This window comes from Paenibacillus sp. FSL R7-0273 (genome assembly GCF_000758625.1).
In the GTDB taxonomy this organism is placed as follows: domain Bacteria; phylum Bacillota; class Bacilli; order Paenibacillales; family Paenibacillaceae; genus Paenibacillus_AQ.
On record NZ_CP009283.1, the window covers coordinates 1,413,902 to 1,433,503 of the forward strand.

Genomic DNA, 19,602 nt, shown 5'->3' on the forward strand with positions numbered 1-19,602 from the left:
TCTTAATTCTTTTGCGTAACAGCATAGAACAAGGAAACAAGGCCGGTCCTTAAGCTGGCCTTGTTCCCTGTTAAGGTATGATTTGGTTTGACGCAGATAGCCGCCCCGTCCAGGGCGGTTAACCGTGTCTGTAAGGTATTTATATATTCTGTGATGAGGGTGATTCCATGAGTGCTGCGGCTCCTGTCGTAGAGTTGAAGCAAATCACAAAACGCTTTCCCGGTATTGTAGCAAACGACTCCATAAGTCTGACGCTCAAAAAAGGGGAGATTCATGCACTGCTCGGGGAAAACGGGGCAGGCAAGTCAACCTTGATGAATATCGTATTCGGACTGTACCAGCCCGATGAAGGCAGCATAGAAATCGACGGGAAACCGGTAATTATCGATAGCCCCAATAAAGCTATTGAGCTTGGCATTGGTATGGTTCACCAGCATTTCAAGCTAGTGGAGCCTTTTACGGTGACCGAGAATATCGTTCTTGGCCTGGAGCCGAAGAAGGGTCTTAAAATCGACTATAAATCCGCAGCGGAACAGGTTCGTAAGCTGTCCGAGCAGTATGGCCTGCAGGTTGATCCGAATGCCCGGATTCATGACATTTCGGTCGGCATGCAGCAGCGGGTAGAAATTATGAAAACCCTGTACCGCGGAGCAGATATACTTATATTCGACGAGCCTACCGCTGTATTGACGCCTCAGGAAATAACAGAGCTGATGGCGATTATGAAGCGGCTCGTTGCAGAGGGCAAGTCCATCATTCTGATTACGCATAAGCTGAAGGAGATCATGCAGATCTCTGACCGGGTTACGATAATCCGCCGGGGTAAAGTGATTGATACGGTTGAAACCTCCGGAACGAACCCGAATGAGCTTGCCGAGAAAATGGTCGGACGCGGGGTAACCTTCAAGGTGGACAAGCAGATTCCGCATGTCGGTGACAGTGTGCTGAAGCTGACAGGTGTCAACAGCAAGAACAAGGATGGAGTTCCTGTCCTGAACGGCCTCAGCTTTGAAGTGAAGGCAGGGGAGATCCTTGGTATTGCAGGGGTCGACGGCAACGGACAAAGTGAGCTGATTCAAGCCATTACCGGACTGCGCAAAATTGACTCAGGCTCTATTACTGTATCCGGACAAGAGATTGCTAACCTGTCACCACGCAAAATTTCCGAAATGAACGTGTCCCATATTCCGGAGGACCGCCACAAGCACGGCCTGGTGCTTGATTTCAGCGTAAGCGAGAATATGGTGCTCGAAACTTATTATAAGAGTCCTTATAATCAGGCCGGATTCCTCAAAATGGATGTGATTGACCGCCATGCTGAGGATTTGATCAAGCAGTTTGACGTCCGCACCCCTTCTATAGAGACCAAGGCACGTTCCTTGTCAGGCGGTAACCAGCAGAAGGCTATTATTGCTCGGGAAATAGACAAAAATCCGATCCTGCTCATTGCAGCACAGCCGACACGCGGTCTGGATGTAGGGGCAATTGAATTTGTGCAGAAGCAGCTGATCGCCCAGCGTGACCAAGGCAAAGCCGTACTGCTGATTTCCTTTGAGCTGGATGAAATTATGAATGTATCCGACAGAATTGCCGTTATTTATGAAGGCCAAATCGTCGGTGAAGTGTTCCCGCAGGATACGAATGATCAGGAACTGGGTCTGATGATGGCGGGCAGCTTGAAGCGGGGAGGAAATGCGGGTGCATAGACTGAAAAAAATCTTCGCAACAGACAGCTACATTGTGCCTCTGGTTGCGATTTTAATGGGCTTCCTGGTCGGAGCCGTCGTAATGCTGATAGGCGGATACGATCCTGTAGCCGCGTACTCCGCATTGTTCAAACGGGTATTCGGCAGCCCGTATGATTTCGGTGAAGCCATCCGTGAAATGACGCCGCTGATGTTCACCGGTCTTGCTGTAGCCTTTGCCTTCCGCTCAGGGATGTTCAATATCGGTGCAGACGGACAGGTGCTTATCGGGATGACAGCCGCTTCCCTTATCGGGATTAAGCTGGCAGGCCTGCCGGCGTTCCTGCTGGTTCCGCTTGCGGTAATCGGTGCCGGACTTGCTGGCGGCCTGTGGGCGGGAATTGCCGGCTACCTGAAAGCAAAACGCGGAATTAATGAAGTTATAACTACAATCATGCTGAACTGGACCGCGCTTTATCTGTCGAATTACATTGTAAGAAACTTCCTGCTACTCAAGGGGCAGAACCGTTCCGAGGACATTCCGGCCTCACTGTCCATGACCTTCCTGAACGGGGTTTTCGATAATGCCCGGGTTCACTGGGGAACGGCAATTGCGATCTGTGCGGCAATCTTTTTCTATGTCTTCTTATGGAAGACCAAGCAGGGCTACGAAATGCGTGCTGTAGGTCTCAACCCGAATGCTGCTGAATATGCGGGGATGAATGTCGGCCGTAACGTTGTTAAGGCCATGTTTATCAGTGGTGCCTTTGCCGGCCTTGCAGGCGCGGGTGAAGTGCTGGGCGTATTCCATTACCAGTCCGTATTCGCTGCTTCACCTGGTTACGGCTTTAACGGTATCGCCGTAGCATTGCTCGGACTGACACACCCGCTGGGTGTTATTCTGGCGGCCATTCTCTACGGTATGCTGACTTACGGTGCTGCGGGCATGAGCTTCGGGGCGGATGTTCCGCCGGAGCTGATCCGTATTGTTATCGGCTCGATTATATTCTTTATTGCAGCACAAGGAATTGTCCGCTGGGTGCTTAAGCCCTTTTACCTCAAGCGGAAGAAAGAGAAGGTGTCATAGATGGATCTGCTGACGTTAGGACAATTGCTCAATACGACGCTTGTTTTTTCTACGGCGCTCATTTTCGCTGCACTTGGCGGCATCTTCTCTGAACGTTCCGGTGTTGTAAATATCGGTCTTGAAGGCTTGATGATGTTCGGTGCCTTCGCTGCTGCGGTAGGAGGGCATTATGCCCAGGATGCCGGCTTTGGGGCCTGGGCTCCATGGGTTGGTGTGCTCTGTGCGATGGCAGTCGGAGTTATCGGCTCGCTGATCCATGCGGTTGCGTCCATAACCTTCAAAGCGGATCAGACGATCAGTGGTACGGTTATCAACTTCCTCGCTGCAGGAAGCACGCTGTACATGGTTAAGCTGTTCTTTGACGGGGCAGGAGAATCCCCGCTGATTGACGGGTTCAAAAAGGTGTCTGTGCCTGTATTGTCCAAAATTCCGGTTATCGGCGAGGGGATTTTCAACTCCTATCCGACAACCTATCTGGCGATTATCCTCGTTATCGTCATTTACTTTGTACTGTTCAAAACGCCATTTGGTCTGCGTCTCCGCGCTGTCGGAGAACATCCGAGTGCGGCTGATACCCTTGGTGTTAACGTAAAACGGATGAGATATATCGGCGTTATGCTGAGCGGTCTGCTGGCAGGGATCGGCGGAGCGACCATCACCCTGACGACTACGGGTACTTTTGCGCATAATACGATTTCCGGTCAGGGCTTCATTGCAATTGCCGCTATGATTTTCGGTAAATGGAATCCGCTGGGTGCCTTTGGAGCGGCTGTATTCTTCGGCTTCTCGCAGGCGATCCGCAACTATGTGCAGCTGTTTGAATGGTCCAAGAGCATTCCGCAGGAATTCATTTTCATGATTCCTTACGTACTGACTATTATCGTACTGGTGAGCGCCGTGGGCCGCTCCTCCGCTCCCAAAGCATTGGGTGAACCATACGATCCGGGTAAACGATAAAGCAACGAAGCTATGCTTCGTGCAGTCTCAAAAGCGCATGTCCAGGCAATTCTGGATGTGCGCTTTTTTTGCGCTTCCCGGAAGAACTACGGATACTCCCCGGTGCGCCCGCAGGGCCGGGACAGCTGTACAGGCGAACGGCAATCTACCCGAATAGACTATGGTTGAAGCTCAGCTCACAAAACTAAGCGTATGCTTCCGAAGCAAGTTTTGCACGAAGAAATTCCAAGGAAGCCCCGCTCACAAAACTTTTGAGGAGGAATATTATGGCACAGCCGGTTACAAAGAAACAGGTTATGAAGCTGGTCGGCAAGCATATTGTCGCTGTAAAAAAAGACGGCTCGAAGGTGACGGGCAAGCTGGTGCGCGTTGCGGGCAACCGTCTTATTCTGCAGCGTGTAAGTGGTAAAAAAGTGCAAACCAAAGCCCTGATTCCGCTGGTGCTGTTTGATCTGCTTGCTGTTGGTACGGCTCCTTATGCCGGCTACGGCGGCGGTTATGGCTACGGCGGTGTTCCTTACGGAGGCTACGGACCGGGGCCCGGCTATGGCGGCTATGGGCCTGGACCGGGTTATGGAGCTCCTTACCCGCCAATCGGCTTCTTTTAAGCTGGACTGAACTGTTTCTCGAATTCGTAGCAAAAATTCTGCGGCTGATAACGGGCTACGCTGTAGCCCATTTTTTCATAAAAGGATATACCTGCCGTATTCCCGGTGTCCACAGCTACCCTGGCCCGCTTACAGCCGCGGGATAATGCAAAACGCTCCGCACGGTCCATCAGCATATTTCCCCAATGCTTGCGGCGCGCTGCCGGTGCGATAGCCAGCATATCAATATAGAGCAGATCACCGTGCAGCATGAAATGGACAAACCCCAGCGGGTCGCTCTCATAATCTGGACATGCTACAAGCGTAACTCCCTGGCTTAAACGGCGGGGCAGGTCCTTTCTGACCTGGTTAATTATAGTCTGCGGCAGATGTGACAACGGGACGAGCTGCTTTTCAATTAAATCCATAATGACGCTGTCATCCTGCTTGGGTCTGCGGTAACGAATCATCGCACGCCCCCCTTTCCACGCATTGTCGTACATCATATGCCTGGAGCGGTGTGGGCGTTACGGAAAGCGGAGAACAACGATTTGTGACAGATTAGGAAATATGGGTATTGACTTATCCATGTGAGGAATCATATAATGTGTCTAAACATTTTAACGAACATACTTGCATCGGCAATGATGAGGACGAAGTTTTAAGGGCTCTTTTGCTCAGAGAGTGTGAGGATTTGCTGCAACCTCCACCGAAACCCCTTATATACGAGCTCACCTCGGAGCTGTTTTCCTGAAAGGTCCATCAGTAAGAGCGGTGGAATTATTAGGGGGAATCGTTTGGTCCGCGTTACGGACTTCAGGTTACAAAGATTTGGGCCCTGCCTACATCGATGGATTTTTGTTACCTGATAAGGCGTTGCATCGTGAGATGTAATGCAAACATGGGTGGTACCACGGAAGATCAACCTTTCGTCCCTCACGCGCTTTACTTTGGCGCGTGGGAGGCGGAAGGTTTTTTTGATTTAAACCCCTATTGCTGGATAAAAGACGGTCCGTCATTTGCATAATGAATGTTAACTATCGAAGGGAGGAATACTGATGAGCGCGCAAACACCGGAAGTGCGGTCTACAGAAGAGTTACGAGAGAAATGGAAAAATCCTGAGGTGATATCAGGTTCTGAAATCCTGCTGCGCAGTCTGGTTCTGGAAGGTGTAGACACGGTATTCGGCTATCCGGGCGGAGCGGTATTGTACATTTACGATGCCCTGCACGGATTCGATGATTTCAAGCATATCCTGACCCGCCACGAGCAGGGTGCAATTCATGCGGCTGACGGTTATGCGAGAGCAAGCGGGAAGCCGGGCGTATGTATCGCCACCTCCGGTCCCGGAGCAACAAATCTTGTTACCGGCATTGCAACGGCGTTCATGGATTCAGTTCCGCTTGTAGTCATTACGGGAAATGTCTTCTCCAGCCTGATTGGAACAGACGCCTTCCAGGAAGCGGATATTACAGGAATCACAATGCCGATCACGAAGCACAGCTATCTGGTACGGGATGTTGAAGACCTGCCGCGGATTATCCACGAAGCATTCCATATTGCAAATACCGGACGCAAGGGCCCGGTGCTGATCGATATTCCGAAGGATGTATCGGCAGCAAAGACACTGTTCACACCGGTGCAGAACCAGGGAGTGAATCTCCGCGGCTACAACCCGCGTACGGTTCCGAACAAGCTGCAGCTGGATAAGCTGATCCGGGCAATCTCGGCGGCGGAACGTCCGATTATTATTGCGGGCGGCGGCGTTATCTACTCCGGAGCGCACGAAGCGATGACCGAGTTTGTTAAACGGACAGAAATCCCGATTACAACAACTCTGCTGGGACTCGGCTGCTTCCCGAGTGCGGATGAGCTCTGGATGGGAATGCCTGGTATGCATGGTACCTACACAGCTAATAATGCCATACAGCAGTGCGATTTGCTGATTAACATCGGCGCACGGTTTGATGACCGTGTAACCGGCAAGCTGGACGGCTTTGCACCGAAGGCGAAGATTGTCCACATTGACATCGACCCGGCAGAAATCGGCAAGAACGTCACTCCGGATATTCCGATCGTCGGTGATGTGAAGACGGTGCTGGAGATGCTGATTCCGGATCTGACCCGTGCAGCCAATGCGGATGCCTGGAGAACACAGATTGCCCAGTGGAAGCTGGAAAAACCGCTCCGCTATAACGATTCGGATACAGAGCTTAAGCCGCAGTGGGTCATTGAAATGATCAATGAGACTACCAAAGGCGAAGCCATTGTAACTACTGACGTTGGCCAGCATCAGATGTGGGCTGCACAGTACTATAAATTTAACCACCCGCGCTCATGGATTACTTCCGGAGGACTTGGAACAATGGGCTTCGGATTCCCGTCAGCGATCGGCGCACAAATGGCTCAGCCTGAGCGGCTGGTAGTTTCCATTAACGGGGACGGCGGTATGCAGATGTGCTCCCAGGAGCTGGCTATCTGTGCAATCAATAATATCCCGGTCAAAATCGTAGTCATCAACAATCAGGTTCTGGGTATGGTGCGGCAGTGGCAGAATCTCATTTATGAGAAGCGCTACAGCTACACAGACCTCGCAGGCAGCCCGGATTTCGTAAAACTGGCTGAAGCCTACGGCGTAAAAGGACTGCGGGCAACGAACAAAGAAGAAGCAGGCGCAGCGTGGAAGGAAGCACTGGAAACGCCGGGACCCGTTCTGGTAGAATTCGTTGTTCCCAAGGACGAGAATGTTTACCCGATGGTAACTCAAGGGTCAACCATTGATCAAATGCTTATGGGGGATGAATGACAGTGATGAAACACACGATTTCTGTGCTTGTGAATGACCAGCCGGGTGTACTGCAGCGGGTATCAGGCTTGTTCGGCCGCCGCGGCTTTAATATTGAGAGTATTACGGTCGGGCAGTCCGAGGAAATCGGGCTGTCCCGGATGGTCATCGTTACACTCGGTGACCAGCATACGCTGGAGCAGATTGAGAAGCAGCTTTACAAGCTGATTGATGTCATCAAGGTTGTAGATCTCGGGTCCAAGCCAATGGTTGCTCGTGAGCTGGCTCTGATCAAGGTAAAGGCCGAACCGGCCGAGCGTCCGGAGATTATGGGTGTTGTTGAGACCTTCCGTGCTTCCGTAGTTGACATCGGTACGAACAGCCTGTTGGTCCAGGTGGTAGGAGATACCCAGAAAATCGATGCGATGATCGAGCTGCTGAAGCCATACGGCATCAAGGAGCTGTCCCGCACCGGAGTTACCGCAATGATCCGTGGTAATGCTTAATCGGTATAATTTACAGCTTTAACGGATTGCTGCTGGTGTGCATTAATTTGATAATATTATAATGAACCGCCCGCGAAAGAGCGGGGACTTGAGGAGCAGCACGGAGCTGCAGAACAGCCGGCCTCAGGTGCTCTTGAAGTACCCGCTCTTTACGATGGGTCCCAAATTAAAGGAGGATATTGACAATGGCAGTGACAACGTACTATGAACAGGATGCAGAACTCAGCGTATTAAAAGGAAAGACAGTTGCAGTAATCGGGTACGGCAGCCAGGGGCATGCCCAGGCGCAGAACCTGCGCGACAGTGGTCTTCAGGTTGTCATCGGCCTGCGTGAAGGTAAATCCTTCGAAACTGCCAAAAATGACGGCTTTGAAGTATTGCCTGTAGCAGAAGCAGTATCCCGTGCAGACGTAGTACAAATTCTGTTGCCGGACGAAACACAGGCATCCGTATATAAAAATGATATTGAGCCAAACCTCAAAAATGGTGCAGCTCTGATGTTCTCCCACGGCTTCAACGTGCATTTCGGCCAGATCGTTGCTCCTAAGGATGCTGACGTGCTGCTGGTAGCACCTAAATCCCCTGGACACATGGTTCGCCGTACTTATGTAGAAGGCTTCGGCGTACCTGGACTGATCGCAATCGAGCAGGATGCAACCGGAAATGCCAAGGCAATCGGCCTTGCTTATGCTAAAGGTATCGGCTGTACCCGTGCAGGGGTTATCGAAACCTCCTTCCGTGAAGAAACCGAAACCGATCTGTTCGGTGAGCAGGCTGTTCTGTGCGGTGGTGTATCCGCACTGATCAAAGCTGGCTTCGAGACATTGACTGAAGCCGGATATGCTCCTGAAATGGCCTACTTCGAGTGTCTGCATGAGCTGAAGCTGATCGTCGACCTGGTGTATGAAGGCGGACTTGCAACTATGCGTGATTCCATCTCCAACACTGCCGAGTACGGTGACTATGTAACAGGACCACGTATCGTTACTGATGAAACCAAAAAAGCAATGAAGGCTGTACTCACAGATATCCAGCAGGGTAAATTTGCCCGTGACTTTATCCTTGAGAACCAGTCCGGCCGTGCCTTCCTGACTGCTACCCGCCGTAACGAGGCTGCTCATCCGGTAGAAGTAGTCGGCAGCCAGCTGCGTGAAATGATGCACTGGATTAAGAAATAGGCTCATATACTTAAATTAGCCATACCCAATAGTGTGAAGCTCAGATGCGGCCGTGATTTTGCGAGCCGCATTTGAGGGTTTTAGCACAATTTTCAGGAGGTGCTCAGCTTGCGGAAAATCTATGTGTTCGACACGACGCTGCGTGACGGAGAGCAGTCGCCGGGTGTGAACCTGAATACGCGTGAGAAGGTGGAAATCGCCTACCAGCTTGAAAAGCTTGGAATTGACCGGATGGAGGCGGGGTTTCCCGCAGCATCACCTGGTGATCTGGCTGCGGTGAACGCTGTGGCCAGGGCGGTGAAGAATGTTACCGTAATCGGGCTTTCCCGTTCCAGAGAAACGGATATTGATGCAGTCAGAGAAGCGCTGCAGGGTGCACAGGACCCATGCATCCATATTTTCCTCGCGACTTCGCCGATTCACCGGCAGCATAAGCTGCGCATGGAAAAGGCTCAGGTCCTTGAAACGGCACAATCCGCAATCCGGTACGCAAAGAAGTATTTTTCCAAGCTGGAGTTTTCTTTGGAGGATGCGGGCCGTACAGAGCGTGATTTCATGGCCGAGATGGTGGCTATGGCGATCCGTGAAGGGGCAAATGTAGTCAATATTCCCGACACCGTCGGTTATTTGAACCCTGCAGAATATGGAGCGATCTTCAAGTTCCTGAAGGATACTGTGCCTGATATTGAAAAGGTTCAGCTGAGCGCCCACTGTCATAATGACCTGGGAATGGCGACAGCGAATACGCTGGCCGCAATCCAGAATGGTGCCGACCAGATTGAAGGCACGATCAACGGAATCGGGGAACGTGCCGGCAATACTGCTATTGAAGAAGTAGCTTTGGCGTTGGAAACGCGCAGCGAATTTTTCGGAGCCAAAACCTCACTGGTGCTGTCCGAAATTTCCCGCACGAGCCGCCTGGTAAGCAAGCTTACGGGGATGGTTGTGCCGGGCAATAAGGCTATTGTCGGAGCCAATGCCTTTGCGCATGAATCCGGTATTCACCAGGACGGCATGCTGAAGGAGAAGACCACCTACGAAATCATGACGCCGGAGACGATCGGCCTCAAGGAAAGCAAGCTGGTCCTCGGCAAGCACTCCGGACGCCATGCCTTCCGTGATAAGCTCAGTGATCTTGGATATGATGTCTCTGAGGAAGAGCTCAACGCCGCTTTTGCCAAGTTTAAGGATTTGGCTGACAAGAAAAAGGAAGTTTCGGATGAGGATATCCTCGCTCTTCTGGAAGAAAAGCTGATTGACACTCCGGAAACCTTCAGTCTGCAGACGATCTATGTTACGTATGGCAATGAGGCTACACCAACAGCAAAGGTTATCATTAACGGACAGGAGCCGGAGCCAATCGTCGCGGTTGCTGAAGGCAATGGTTCAGTCGATGCCATCTACAACGCCATTGACCAGGCAACTGGCGAAGAAGCTACGCTGGGCGACTATTCCATTAAGGCAGTAAGCAGAGGCAAGGACGCGCAAGGCGAGGTACATGTTGTACTGTCGCAGGGTGAAATTGCTGCCCAGGGCCGCGGATTAAGCACTGATATTCTGGAAGCGAGTGCCAGGGCCTATCTGGATGCGCTGAACAAGCTGATCGAGAAACGGAAAACACTTGATCCGGCCAATCAGGCCAGCCATTGATACTTATATAGTAGAATTACATTAAGGAAACAACGATTTAAGCCATTCTGACGGCAGAAATACTCTGCTGGCAGGATGGCTTTTTTGTTTTTCCTGAGCGGAATGATTTTCGTTAGCAGTTTATCAGTAATTTGTCAGTGAAATTAGTTACAATGGTTCTTGTTATTATAAGCCTTTGTACACATGCTTCTATAATTCAGCTTTGTTTTATAGGAAAAATGTAGGAGTTTGGAGCACGGAATACATAATGTTACTGGAGATGTTATGTGTAAACTATTCATACCAAGGGAGAGGGAACGTTCTTGAGATTAATTAAAAAGAAAACATGGGCTGTCTGGCTCGGATTGGCAATCCTTATAACAACATTCGCAATTGCAGTAGGCTTCTTCACAAACGTTAACGCGGATGCAGTCGACGGCAACATTACTGAGGATATTGTTAAGACCGTAAGTCTGTCCGTGTACGAAAACGGCACACAGGTTACCAGCAGCGTGTATAAGTTCGATTCCATTTACAGGTTCAATCTGACCTATGAGCTTCCTGATGATACATATAAAGAAGGGGCTAAATACACCTATATACTTCCAGCGAAGCTGGCGATTGAGCAGGCATACACAGGTAAGCTGATTAACAGCGAGTTCCCTGACGGTATGGGGACTTATGCTGTAGGCACTGACAATAAAGTGGTACTCACATTTAATAAGAACATTGAAGGGCTGTTTGATATAAAAGGGAACCTTTGGGTGGAATCCAAGCTGAGTAAAACGAATGTTACCGGCAGCACCACTCAGCAGCTTCTTTTCCCGATAGCGGGCAATGCAAGCAATTCCATTACTATTAATATCCAGCCTAATAACGGAGCAGCTATCAAAAAAGGCGGAGTACCTAAGCCGCAAAAGTACAATGCCACCAGTATTGAATGGACAGTTGATGTAAATAGGCTTTTGAATAAGGTGGATAATGCCTCGGTAACGGATAGCTTCCCGGCAGGCCTGAATCTGGATACGGTCTCTATTGCCGTATACGGGCTTACAGTCGATGTTCAGGGGGGCGTGACGCAGGGTGGACAGATCAGTCCGGCAGAGTACGATACTTCAGCCAGTACAGGAAGTAAACTGGATCTGAAATTTAACAATTCTATAAATGAGGCCTACCGGCTCAAATTCTCTACCAAAATAACAGATACAGGTAAGACCAGTTACACGAACACAGCTTCGTTAAACGGCAACGGAACAAGCTGGAATGCAACCTCTTCAGCTGTTGCGGTCAGTTACGGGAAGCCTCTGGAGAAGTCTACAGGCGGTTTTAATTCGGCGACAGAGGAAATAAACTGGACGATCAAATTTAACTATGATGAAAGAGCAATACCTGCAGCTCAAGCAGTGCTGACGGACCGCTTTAATATCAGCCAGGATTATGTTGCCGGCTCAATGGTCATTACCAGGATGAAGCTGGATGTGAACGGGGCAGCTACAACGGATGGAACGCTGACTGCAGGTGTGGATTATACATTAACAGATCTGCCTGACGATACGACGGTCACTCCTGCTACAGCAGGTTTTAAGATTCAGTTCAATAATGATGTCCAATCGGCATACCGGATTGAGTACAAGACTAAGGTAGCGGGGCGGGTATACGCCGGGGAGGATATTGTAAATAAAGTAACCTACAATGGCTCAACTGTTCCAGCGACTGCTAAGACAACCCAACGTATCTTAAACAAGCTGGATGTAGATAAAAACTCAACGCCTGCGAATGATGTAGATTATCTGAATAAAACGGTGAAGTGGAAAATTAACATTAACGAAGATAAAAGAGACATGACAAACCTCGTGCTGACCGATAAGTTTGATAATGCAGGCCTGCAGCTGCTTGGCAGACCGGAGATTACTCTCCTGACGGATTCATCGGTTAAGCTGGTTGAGGGTACTGATTACGTGTTTGCCGCTCTTCCGGTTAGTGATTTCAGTACAAATTCCGGCTTCGAAATTACTTTTAAAAAGAAGATTTCCCAGGCTTACAGAATTACTTACACCACTAATTTTGATTATTATAAGTTAAAAAGCGGTGTATCCGCCTTTTCAAATACGGCCTCGATTGACTGGCTTGAAAAGGCTAAAGATACACCAGAACAGACATCCAGGAAAACATTCGATCCCGACAATAAAGTTAAAAACAACGGATTCAAGTCAGGTGCATACGATGTAGCCAGCAAAAAAATTACCTGGACGGTTGGCGCGAACTATAACAAAAGAGTACTGGCTGCAGGTGCAGAGCTGGTTGACACGATTCCGGCCGGACAGGTTGCAGACGAAAACAGCGTAGTTGTAAATAAACTGGATTATAATGCTGCCGGTACTCCTTATGCCTTAACTCCTGCGTTGGTTAATAAGACGGATTATACAGTTGCTGTGGATGACGGGAAGCTGCGCGTTAAATTTAAAAATGCTGTGGATTATGCCTTTTATGTGGTCTTCAAAACAGAATTTGCGGCAGGAGATGTCAATGCATCGAGCGTTACCAATACTGCTGTTTTGAACAATGCGGCAGGAGAAGGCGTTTCAAAAACCTTGCAGGGTACTGCAACTGTTACGAATGGCGGACAATATGTAACAAAAACCGGAGCAGTCGATTCCACAGACCAAACCATTATGAACTGGTCATTGACCATTAATGCCAACCAGTCTGTAGTGCTTAATGCACAGGTTATTGATACGCCAAGTACGAATCAGGTGCTGCTGCCGGCGAGCTTCCAGGTATTTGAGACAAATATCAACTCCGGCGGAACAGTAACTGCAACGAACACAAAGCTGGTCAAAGATACAGATTATACACTCGAGTTCAGTACGGACTCAAGCGGTAAGGATATTTTCAAGCTTGCCTTTAAAAATACGATATCTAAACCTTACATTCTTAAATATCAGTCTGTTATTACAGCGGTTGATAATGTGACGGTAACCAATGCTGCGTCTTTCAGCGGTATGGGTGCTTCCTCTATTAGCAAGCCCTTTAGTAACAGCTGGTCCATCAGAATCGTTGATACCGGAGGTACAGGCAGCGGGGTTACAGGCTCGCTCAAGGTACTCAAAACGAATGCTGACCAAACGTTGACGCTATCGGGTGCTGAATTCTCCCTGGGCCGCATTGTAGGCTCTGATCTGAAGGATACAAAGACGGCGGTCAGCAATTCCAGCGGCACCCTGGAGTTCACTGGTCTGCGCGCGGGCAAATATAAGCTAAAGGAAACCAAGGCGCCAGCCGGATATGCAGTTGATGCCACAGAGCGTATTGTTACCATCAACTCGTCCACACCTGTTCAAATGACAGTGACCAATGACTTCAACGGCTCACTTAAAGTGACCAAGGTAGCGAAAGGAAATACGGCCACTAAGCTTGCAGGAGCAGAATTTGAGCTGTACAACTCTGCTAACCAATTAGCCGGATCAGGAACCACTGATGTAAGCGGTGAAGTGCTGTTCAGTAAATTGATGGGCGGAAACTACACTCTAAAAGAAACGAAGGCACCCGCGGGTTATGTCATAACAGCCACTAGCACTGCGGTAACTATTGACCCCGCACAACAAAAAACATTGACGATAACCAATGATAAAATTGTATTAGGCTCACTGAAAATCACCAAGGTCGATCAGGCGGAACCTTCGAAGGTGCTGGCAGGAGCAGAATTCAAGCTGTATGATGCGGACAAGGCTGAGGTAGGTACAGCAACTACTGATGTGAATGGAGTTGCTGAATTTAAAGACCTGAAGCTGGGGACCTACACATTCAAGGAAACAAAGGCTCCGGCCGGATATGTACTGAATACTGCTGAAGTCAGTGTCAGTATTACATCGGCAACACCAAACCTGCAGCAGTTCACTAACAAAGAAATCCTGGGCAGTATCAAGCTGACCAAGGTTGATCAGGATGATACAAGCAAGAAGCTGGCAGGAGCAGAGTTCAAGCTGTATAATTCCAGCAAAGCTCTGGTGGCAACAAAAACAACGGATGCAGCAGGAGTCGTTGTTTTCACGGATTTGAAGCCCGGAACCTATACCTTTAATGAATCAAAGGCACCGGATGGATATGTACTGGATACAAAGGAGCAAACGGCCGATATTACTTTGGCCATTCCCGACGTGCAGCAGCAGATTACAAATAAAGGAATGCTGGGCTCCATCAAGCTGACCAAGGTTGACCAGGATGACCCGGCAAAAGTACTGGCAGGGGCAGAGTTCAAGCTGTATGATGCGGGAAAGACTCTGGTGGCAACCCAAATAACAGATGCAACAGGAGTTGTTGAATTCACGGGCTTGAAGCTAGGTACGTATACCTTTAATGAGACTAAGGCTCCGGCCGGATACGTACTGAATTCAGCTGAACGCAGTGCCACTCTTACTTCAGCTCAGCCGGATGCAGCGCAGCAGATCACGAACAAAGAAATCCTCGGCTCCCTGAAGCTGACCAAGGTCGATCAGGATGATGCAAGCAAGAAGCTGGCAGGAGCAGAGTTCAAGCTCTATGATGCGAGCAAGGCTTTGGTAGCAACCAAATCTACAGACGCTACTGGAGTTGTTGAATTCAAGGATCTGAAGATCGGCTCTTACACTTATAAGGAAACGGTCGCACCAGTAGGCTACTTGCTGAATAGTACTGAACGCACTGTTAACATTACTGCGACTGTATCAGATGTAACACAGCAGATTACTAACAAAGAAATTCTCGGCTCACTCAAGCTGACAAAAGTTGATGAGGACCTTGCAACGAAGAAGCTGACGGGAGCAGAGTTCGAATTGTATGATGCCAGCAACAAGCTGGTTGCAACAGAGACTAGTGATGCTAACGGCGTTGTAGAATTCAAGGAACTAAAAGTCGGTTCATATACCTTTAAAGAAACGGCAGCTCCGGCTGGATATGTCCTGAATAGTACGGTACACAGTGTTAGCCTTACTTTGGCCACACCAAACGTGCAGCAGGAGATCACCAACAAAGAAATCCTGGGCTCCCTGAAGCTGATTAAGGTCGATCAGGATGATGCAAGCAAGAAGCTTGCAGGAGCAGAGTTCAAGCTCTATGATGCGAGCAAGGCTTTGGTAGCAACCAAATCTACAGATGCTTCAGGAGTGGTTGAATTTAAGGATCTGAAGATCGGCTCTTACACTTATAAGGAAACGGTCGCACCAGTAGGCTACGTGCTGAATAGTACTGAACGCACTGTTAACATTACTGCGACTGTATCAGATGTAACACAGCAGATTACTAACAAAGAAATCCTGGGTTCACTGAAACTGACGAAGGTTGATGAGGACCTTGTAACGAAGAAGCTGGCGGGAGCAGAGTTCGAATTGTATGATGCCAGCAACAAGCTGGTCACAACAGAGACTAGTGATGCTAACGGCGTTGTGGAATTCAAGGAGCTGAAAGTCGGTTCATATACCTTTAAAGAAACGGCGGCTCCGGTTGGTTACGTCCTGAATGATACAGTACGAACCGTTAACGTTACTCTAGCAACACCGAATGTACAGCAGCAGATCACCAACAAGGAAATCCTGGGCTCACTGAAGCTGACTAAAGTTGACCAGGATGAAACAACGAAGAAGCTGGCAGGAGCGGAGTTCAAGCTCTACGATGCCAGCGACAAGTTGGTAGCTACAGACATCAGCGATGCGAACGGCGTCGTTGAATTCAAGAATCTCAAAATCGGAGCATATACCTTCAAGGAAACGGCAGCTCCGGTTGGATATGTCCTGAATAGTACGGTACGCAGCGTTAGCCTTACTTTGGCCACACGTAACGTGCAGCAGGAGATCACCAACAAAGAAATCCTGGGTTCACTGAAGCTGACAAAGGTGGATCAGGATAATACCGCGAAGAAGCTGGCAGGAGCAGAGTTCAAGTTGTACGATGCCAGCGACAAGCTGGTAGCTACAGACATCAGTGACGCGAACGGTATTGTTGAGTTCAAGAATCTGAAGCTTGGAGCCTACACTTTCAAGGAGACGGTAGCGCCAACCGACTATGTGCTGAATAGCACGGAGCGTGATGCTAGTCTTACAATTGCCGTTCCGGATGTGCAGCAGCAGATCACCAACAAAGAGATCCTGGGTTCACTGAAACTGACTAAGGTTGATCAGGATAATGCCGCGAAGAAGCTGGCAGGAGCAGAGTTCAAGTTGTATGATGCGAGCAAGGCTTTGGTAGCAACCAACTCTACAGACGCTACTGGAGTTGTTGAATTCAAGGATCTGAAGATCGGCTCTTACACTTATAAGGAAACGGTCGCACCAGTAGGCTACGTGCTGAATAGTACTGAACGCACTGTTAACATTACTGCGACTGTATCAGATGTAACACAGCAGATTACTAACAAAGAAATTCTCGGCTCACTCAAGCTGACAAAAGTTGATGAGGACCTTGCAACGAAGAAGCTGACGGGAGCAGAGTTCGAATTGTATGATGCCAGCAACAAGCTGGTTGCAACAGAGACTAGTGATGCTAACGGCGTTGTAGAATTCAAGGAACTAAAAGTCGGTTCATATACCTTTAAAGAAACGGCAGCTCCGGCTGGATATGTCCTGAATAGTACGGTACACAGTGTTAGCCTTACTTTGGCCACACCAAACGTGCAGCAGGAGATCACCAACAAAGAAATCCTGGGCTCCCTGAAGCTGATTAAGGTCGATCAGGATGATGCAAGCAAGAAGCTTGCAGGAGCAGAGTTCAAGCTCTATGATGCGAGCAAGGCTTTGGTAGCAACCAAATCTACAGATGCTTCAGGAGTGGTTGAATTTAAGGATCTGAAGATCGGCTCTTACACTTATAAGGAAACGGTCGCACCAGTAGGCTACGTGCTGAATAGTACTGAACGTACTGTTAACATTACTGCGACTGTATCAGATGTAACACAGCAGATCACTAACAAAGAAATCCTGGGTTCACTGAAACTGACGAAGGTTGATGAGGACCTTGTAACGAAGAAGCTTGCAGGAGCAGAGTTCAAGTTGTACGATGCCAGCGACAAGCTGGTAGCTACAGACATCAGCGATGCGAACGGCGTCGTTGAATTCAAGAATCTCAAAATCGGAGCATATACCTTCAAGGAAACGGCAGCTCCGGTTGGATATGTCCTGAATAGTACGGTACGCAGCGTTAGCCTTACTTTGGCCACACGTAACGTGCAGCAGGAGATCACCAACAAAGAAATCCTGGGTTCATTGAAGCTGACCAAGTTGGATCAGGATAATGCCGCGAAGAAGCTTGCAGGAGCAGAGTTCAAGCTTTACGATGCCAGCGATAAGCTGGTAGCAACAGGCATCAGTGATGCGAACGGTATTGTTGAGTTCAAGAATCTCAAAATCGGAGCATATACCTTCAAGGAAACGGCAGCTCCGGTTGGATATGTCCTGAATAGTACGGTACGCAGCGTTAGCCTTACTTTGGCCACACGTAACGTGCAGCAGGAGATCACCAACAAAGAGATCCTGGGTTCATTGAAGCTGACAAAGGTGGATCAGGATAATACCGCGAAGAAGCTTGCAGGAGCAGAGTTCAAGCTATACGATGCCAGCGACAAGCTGGTAGCTACAGACATCAGTGATGCGAACGGTATTGTTGAGTTCAAGAATCTGAAGCTTGGAGCCTACACTTTCAAGGAGACGGTAGCGCCAACCGGCTATGTGCTGAATAGCACGGAGCGTGATGCTAGTCTTACAATTGCCGTTCCGGATGTGCAGCAGCAGATCACCAACAAAGAGATCCTGGGTTCACTGAAACTGACTAAGGTTGATCAGGATAATGCCGCGAAGAAGCTGGCAGGAGCAGAGTTCAAGCTATACGATGCCAGCGACAAGCTGGTAGCAACAGACATCAGTGACGCAAATGGTATCGTTGAGTTCAAGAATCTGAAGCTCGGAGCCTACACTTTCAAGGAGACGGTAGCGCCAACCGGCTATGTGCTGAACAGCACGGAGCGTAAGGCTAATCTTACAATTGCCGTTCCGGATGTGCAGCAGCAGATCACTAACAAAGAAATCCTGGGATCACTGAAGCTGACCAAGGTAGATCAGGATAATACCGCTAAGAAGCTTGCAGGAGCGGAGTTCAAGCTCTACAGTTCCAGTGAGGTTGCAGTGGCGACGGGTGTTACTGATGCCAATGGCGAAATTGTATTTAATGCTTTGAAGCTTGGGGCTTATACGTTAAAAGAGACCAAAGCTCCAGCTGGTTATCAGTTAGACGCCGCTGTACACAATGTAAATATTCAATCGGGCGCCCAGATCGCTCTGGACCCGATCAAGAACAAGGCGATTCCGGTAATACCGGTACCGACAGCTACACCGGCGGTTGTACCAACACCGGCACCGACAGCTGCACCAACGCCGTCGCCGACAACGTCCCCGGTAACGGCGAATTCAGGCGGACCGGCACCGACACCAGCTGCTTCTACCGTACCGGGATCCGTTGTAACGCCGGGACCTTCAGCAACAGTGACACCGGGTGTTACTGCAACACCTGGTCTGACGCCAGGCCCGGCCGTAACTCCAGGACCGTCGCCTGCGGTAAGCACTGCGCCAACACCGCAAGCGACAACTGCAACAACAATTGAGGATATTCCGATTGACGGCGAGATTCCTCTGGGAGGCATACCGAGCATCAGTGAGGAGCCGGCACATGGTACGGTAGTTCTCTCACCGGACGGTAAATGGACTTATACTCCTGATCCGGGATATACCGGTAAGGATAAGTTCACCATTACTGTAACGGATGAAGACGGTAACGAGCAGGAGGTTATTATAGAGGTGGGCGTTGATGAAATACCTCTTGGCACGGTGCCTGATACTGATAATGGCACAGATCATACAGATTCGGATAACGAAAATAACGGTCTGCCGGGCAATCTCCCTAAGACAGGAGAAGAAAGCCCGCTCCCGCTGTACCTGGCAGGCGGAGCCCTGGTAGTTATCGGTATTGCCCTGGCATTAAGATTCAGAACACGCAACAAACCGGTGTAATCGGATATCATTCAAATAAACCCACCCGAAGCACTGCTGCGGGTGGGTTTGCTTTAGGGCTAACCCTGGAAAACTAAGGACCTTTGCCGTGATTTTACTGTAAAATAGGCTTAAGAAAGATTTTTCAAAAAAAAAACGAACGGTCTGCAGGGGAAGCG

General features: G+C 49.4%; 10 protein-coding genes. 9 read left to right on the forward strand and 1 reads right to left on the reverse strand.

Annotation, left to right across the window (positions count from 1 at the left end; genetic code table 11):
• Nucleotides 1–167: 167 nt before the first annotated feature.
• The 4 genes from R70723_RS06165 (at nucleotide 168) to R70723_RS06180 (ending at nucleotide 4,337) form a co-directional block, all read left to right on the forward strand.
• Nucleotides 168–1,706, forward strand: a complete 1,539-nt coding sequence (locus R70723_RS06165; RefSeq protein WP_039870618.1) for an ABC transporter ATP-binding protein — start codon at nucleotides 168–170, stop codon at nucleotides 1,704–1,706.
• A complete protein-coding gene (locus tag R70723_RS06170; protein ID WP_039870619.1) occupies nucleotides 1,699–2,772 on the forward strand; it encodes an ABC transporter permease in 1,074 nt (357 codons plus the stop codon). Before R70723_RS06165 ends, R70723_RS06170 begins: the two co-directional genes overlap by 8 nt.
• On the forward strand, nucleotides 2,773–3,729 hold the full coding sequence (locus tag R70723_RS06175; protein WP_039870621.1) for an ABC transporter permease: 957 nt from the start codon (nucleotides 2,773–2,775) through the stop codon (nucleotides 3,727–3,729).
• A 266-nt stretch (nucleotides 3,730–3,995) separates the two neighbouring features.
• Nucleotides 3,996–4,337, forward strand: a complete 342-nt coding sequence (locus tag R70723_RS06180) for a hypothetical protein (protein ID WP_039870623.1) — start codon at nucleotides 3,996–3,998, stop codon at nucleotides 4,335–4,337.
• Here R70723_RS06180 and R70723_RS06185 read toward each other — a convergent pair.
• Nucleotides 4,334–4,786, reverse strand: a complete 453-nt coding sequence (locus tag R70723_RS06185) for a GNAT family N-acetyltransferase (protein WP_039870624.1) — start codon at nucleotides 4,784–4,786, stop codon at nucleotides 4,334–4,336. The genes R70723_RS06180 and R70723_RS06185 overlap by 4 nt on opposite strands.
• Nucleotides 4,787–5,374: 588 nt before the next feature.
• Here R70723_RS06185 and ilvB point away from each other — a divergent pair.
• The 5 genes from ilvB (at nucleotide 5,375) to R70723_RS06210 (ending at nucleotide 19,444) form a co-directional block, all read left to right on the forward strand.
• Complete coding sequence (gene ilvB / locus R70723_RS06190) at nucleotides 5,375–7,123, forward strand: biosynthetic-type acetolactate synthase large subunit (protein ID WP_039870625.1); 1,749 nt, start codon at nucleotides 5,375–5,377, stop codon at nucleotides 7,121–7,123.
• A complete protein-coding gene (gene ilvN / locus R70723_RS06195; protein WP_039870626.1) occupies nucleotides 7,120–7,608 on the forward strand; it encodes an acetolactate synthase small subunit in 489 nt (162 codons plus the stop codon). Before ilvB ends, ilvN begins: the two co-directional genes overlap by 4 nt.
• Before the next feature lie 185 nt (nucleotides 7,609–7,793).
• A complete protein-coding gene (gene ilvC, locus R70723_RS06200; protein WP_039870627.1) occupies nucleotides 7,794–8,786 on the forward strand; it encodes a ketol-acid reductoisomerase in 993 nt (330 codons plus the stop codon).
• A 108-nt stretch (nucleotides 8,787–8,894) separates the two neighbouring features.
• Nucleotides 8,895–10,436, forward strand: a complete 1,542-nt coding sequence (locus tag R70723_RS06205) for a 2-isopropylmalate synthase (RefSeq protein ID WP_039870628.1) — start codon at nucleotides 8,895–8,897, stop codon at nucleotides 10,434–10,436.
• Between the two features lie 302 nt (nucleotides 10,437–10,738).
• Nucleotides 10,739–19,444: a SpaA isopeptide-forming pilin-related protein gene (locus R70723_RS06210; RefSeq protein WP_039870629.1), complete on the forward strand. Its 8,706-nt coding sequence runs from the start codon at nucleotides 10,739–10,741 to the stop codon at nucleotides 19,442–19,444.
• The last annotated feature ends 158 nt before the right edge of the window (nucleotides 19,445–19,602 follow it).

What these genes read in the sequence shown, in the direction of transcription:
- R70723_RS06175 (WP_039870621.1), top strand. Translation starts at nt 2,773, where the DNA reads ATGGATCTGCTGACGTTAGGACAATTGCTCAATACGACGCTTGTTTTT.
- R70723_RS06165 (WP_039870618.1), top strand. Translation starts at nt 168, where the DNA reads ATGAGTGCTGCGGCTCCTGTCGTAGAGTTGAAGCAAATCACAAAACGC.
- ilvN (WP_039870626.1), top strand. Translation starts at nt 7,120, where the DNA reads ATGACAGTGATGAAACACACGATTTCTGTGCTTGTGAATGACCAGCCG.
- R70723_RS06185 (WP_039870624.1), bottom strand. Translation starts at nt 4,786, where the DNA reads ATGATTCGTTACCGCAGACCCAAGCAGGATGACAGCGTCATTATGGAT.
- ilvB (WP_039870625.1), top strand. Translation starts at nt 5,375, where the DNA reads ATGAGCGCGCAAACACCGGAAGTGCGGTCTACAGAAGAGTTACGAGAG.
- R70723_RS06180 (WP_039870623.1), top strand. Translation starts at nt 3,996, where the DNA reads ATGGCACAGCCGGTTACAAAGAAACAGGTTATGAAGCTGGTCGGCAAG.
- ilvC (WP_039870627.1), top strand. Translation starts at nt 7,794, where the DNA reads ATGGCAGTGACAACGTACTATGAACAGGATGCAGAACTCAGCGTATTA.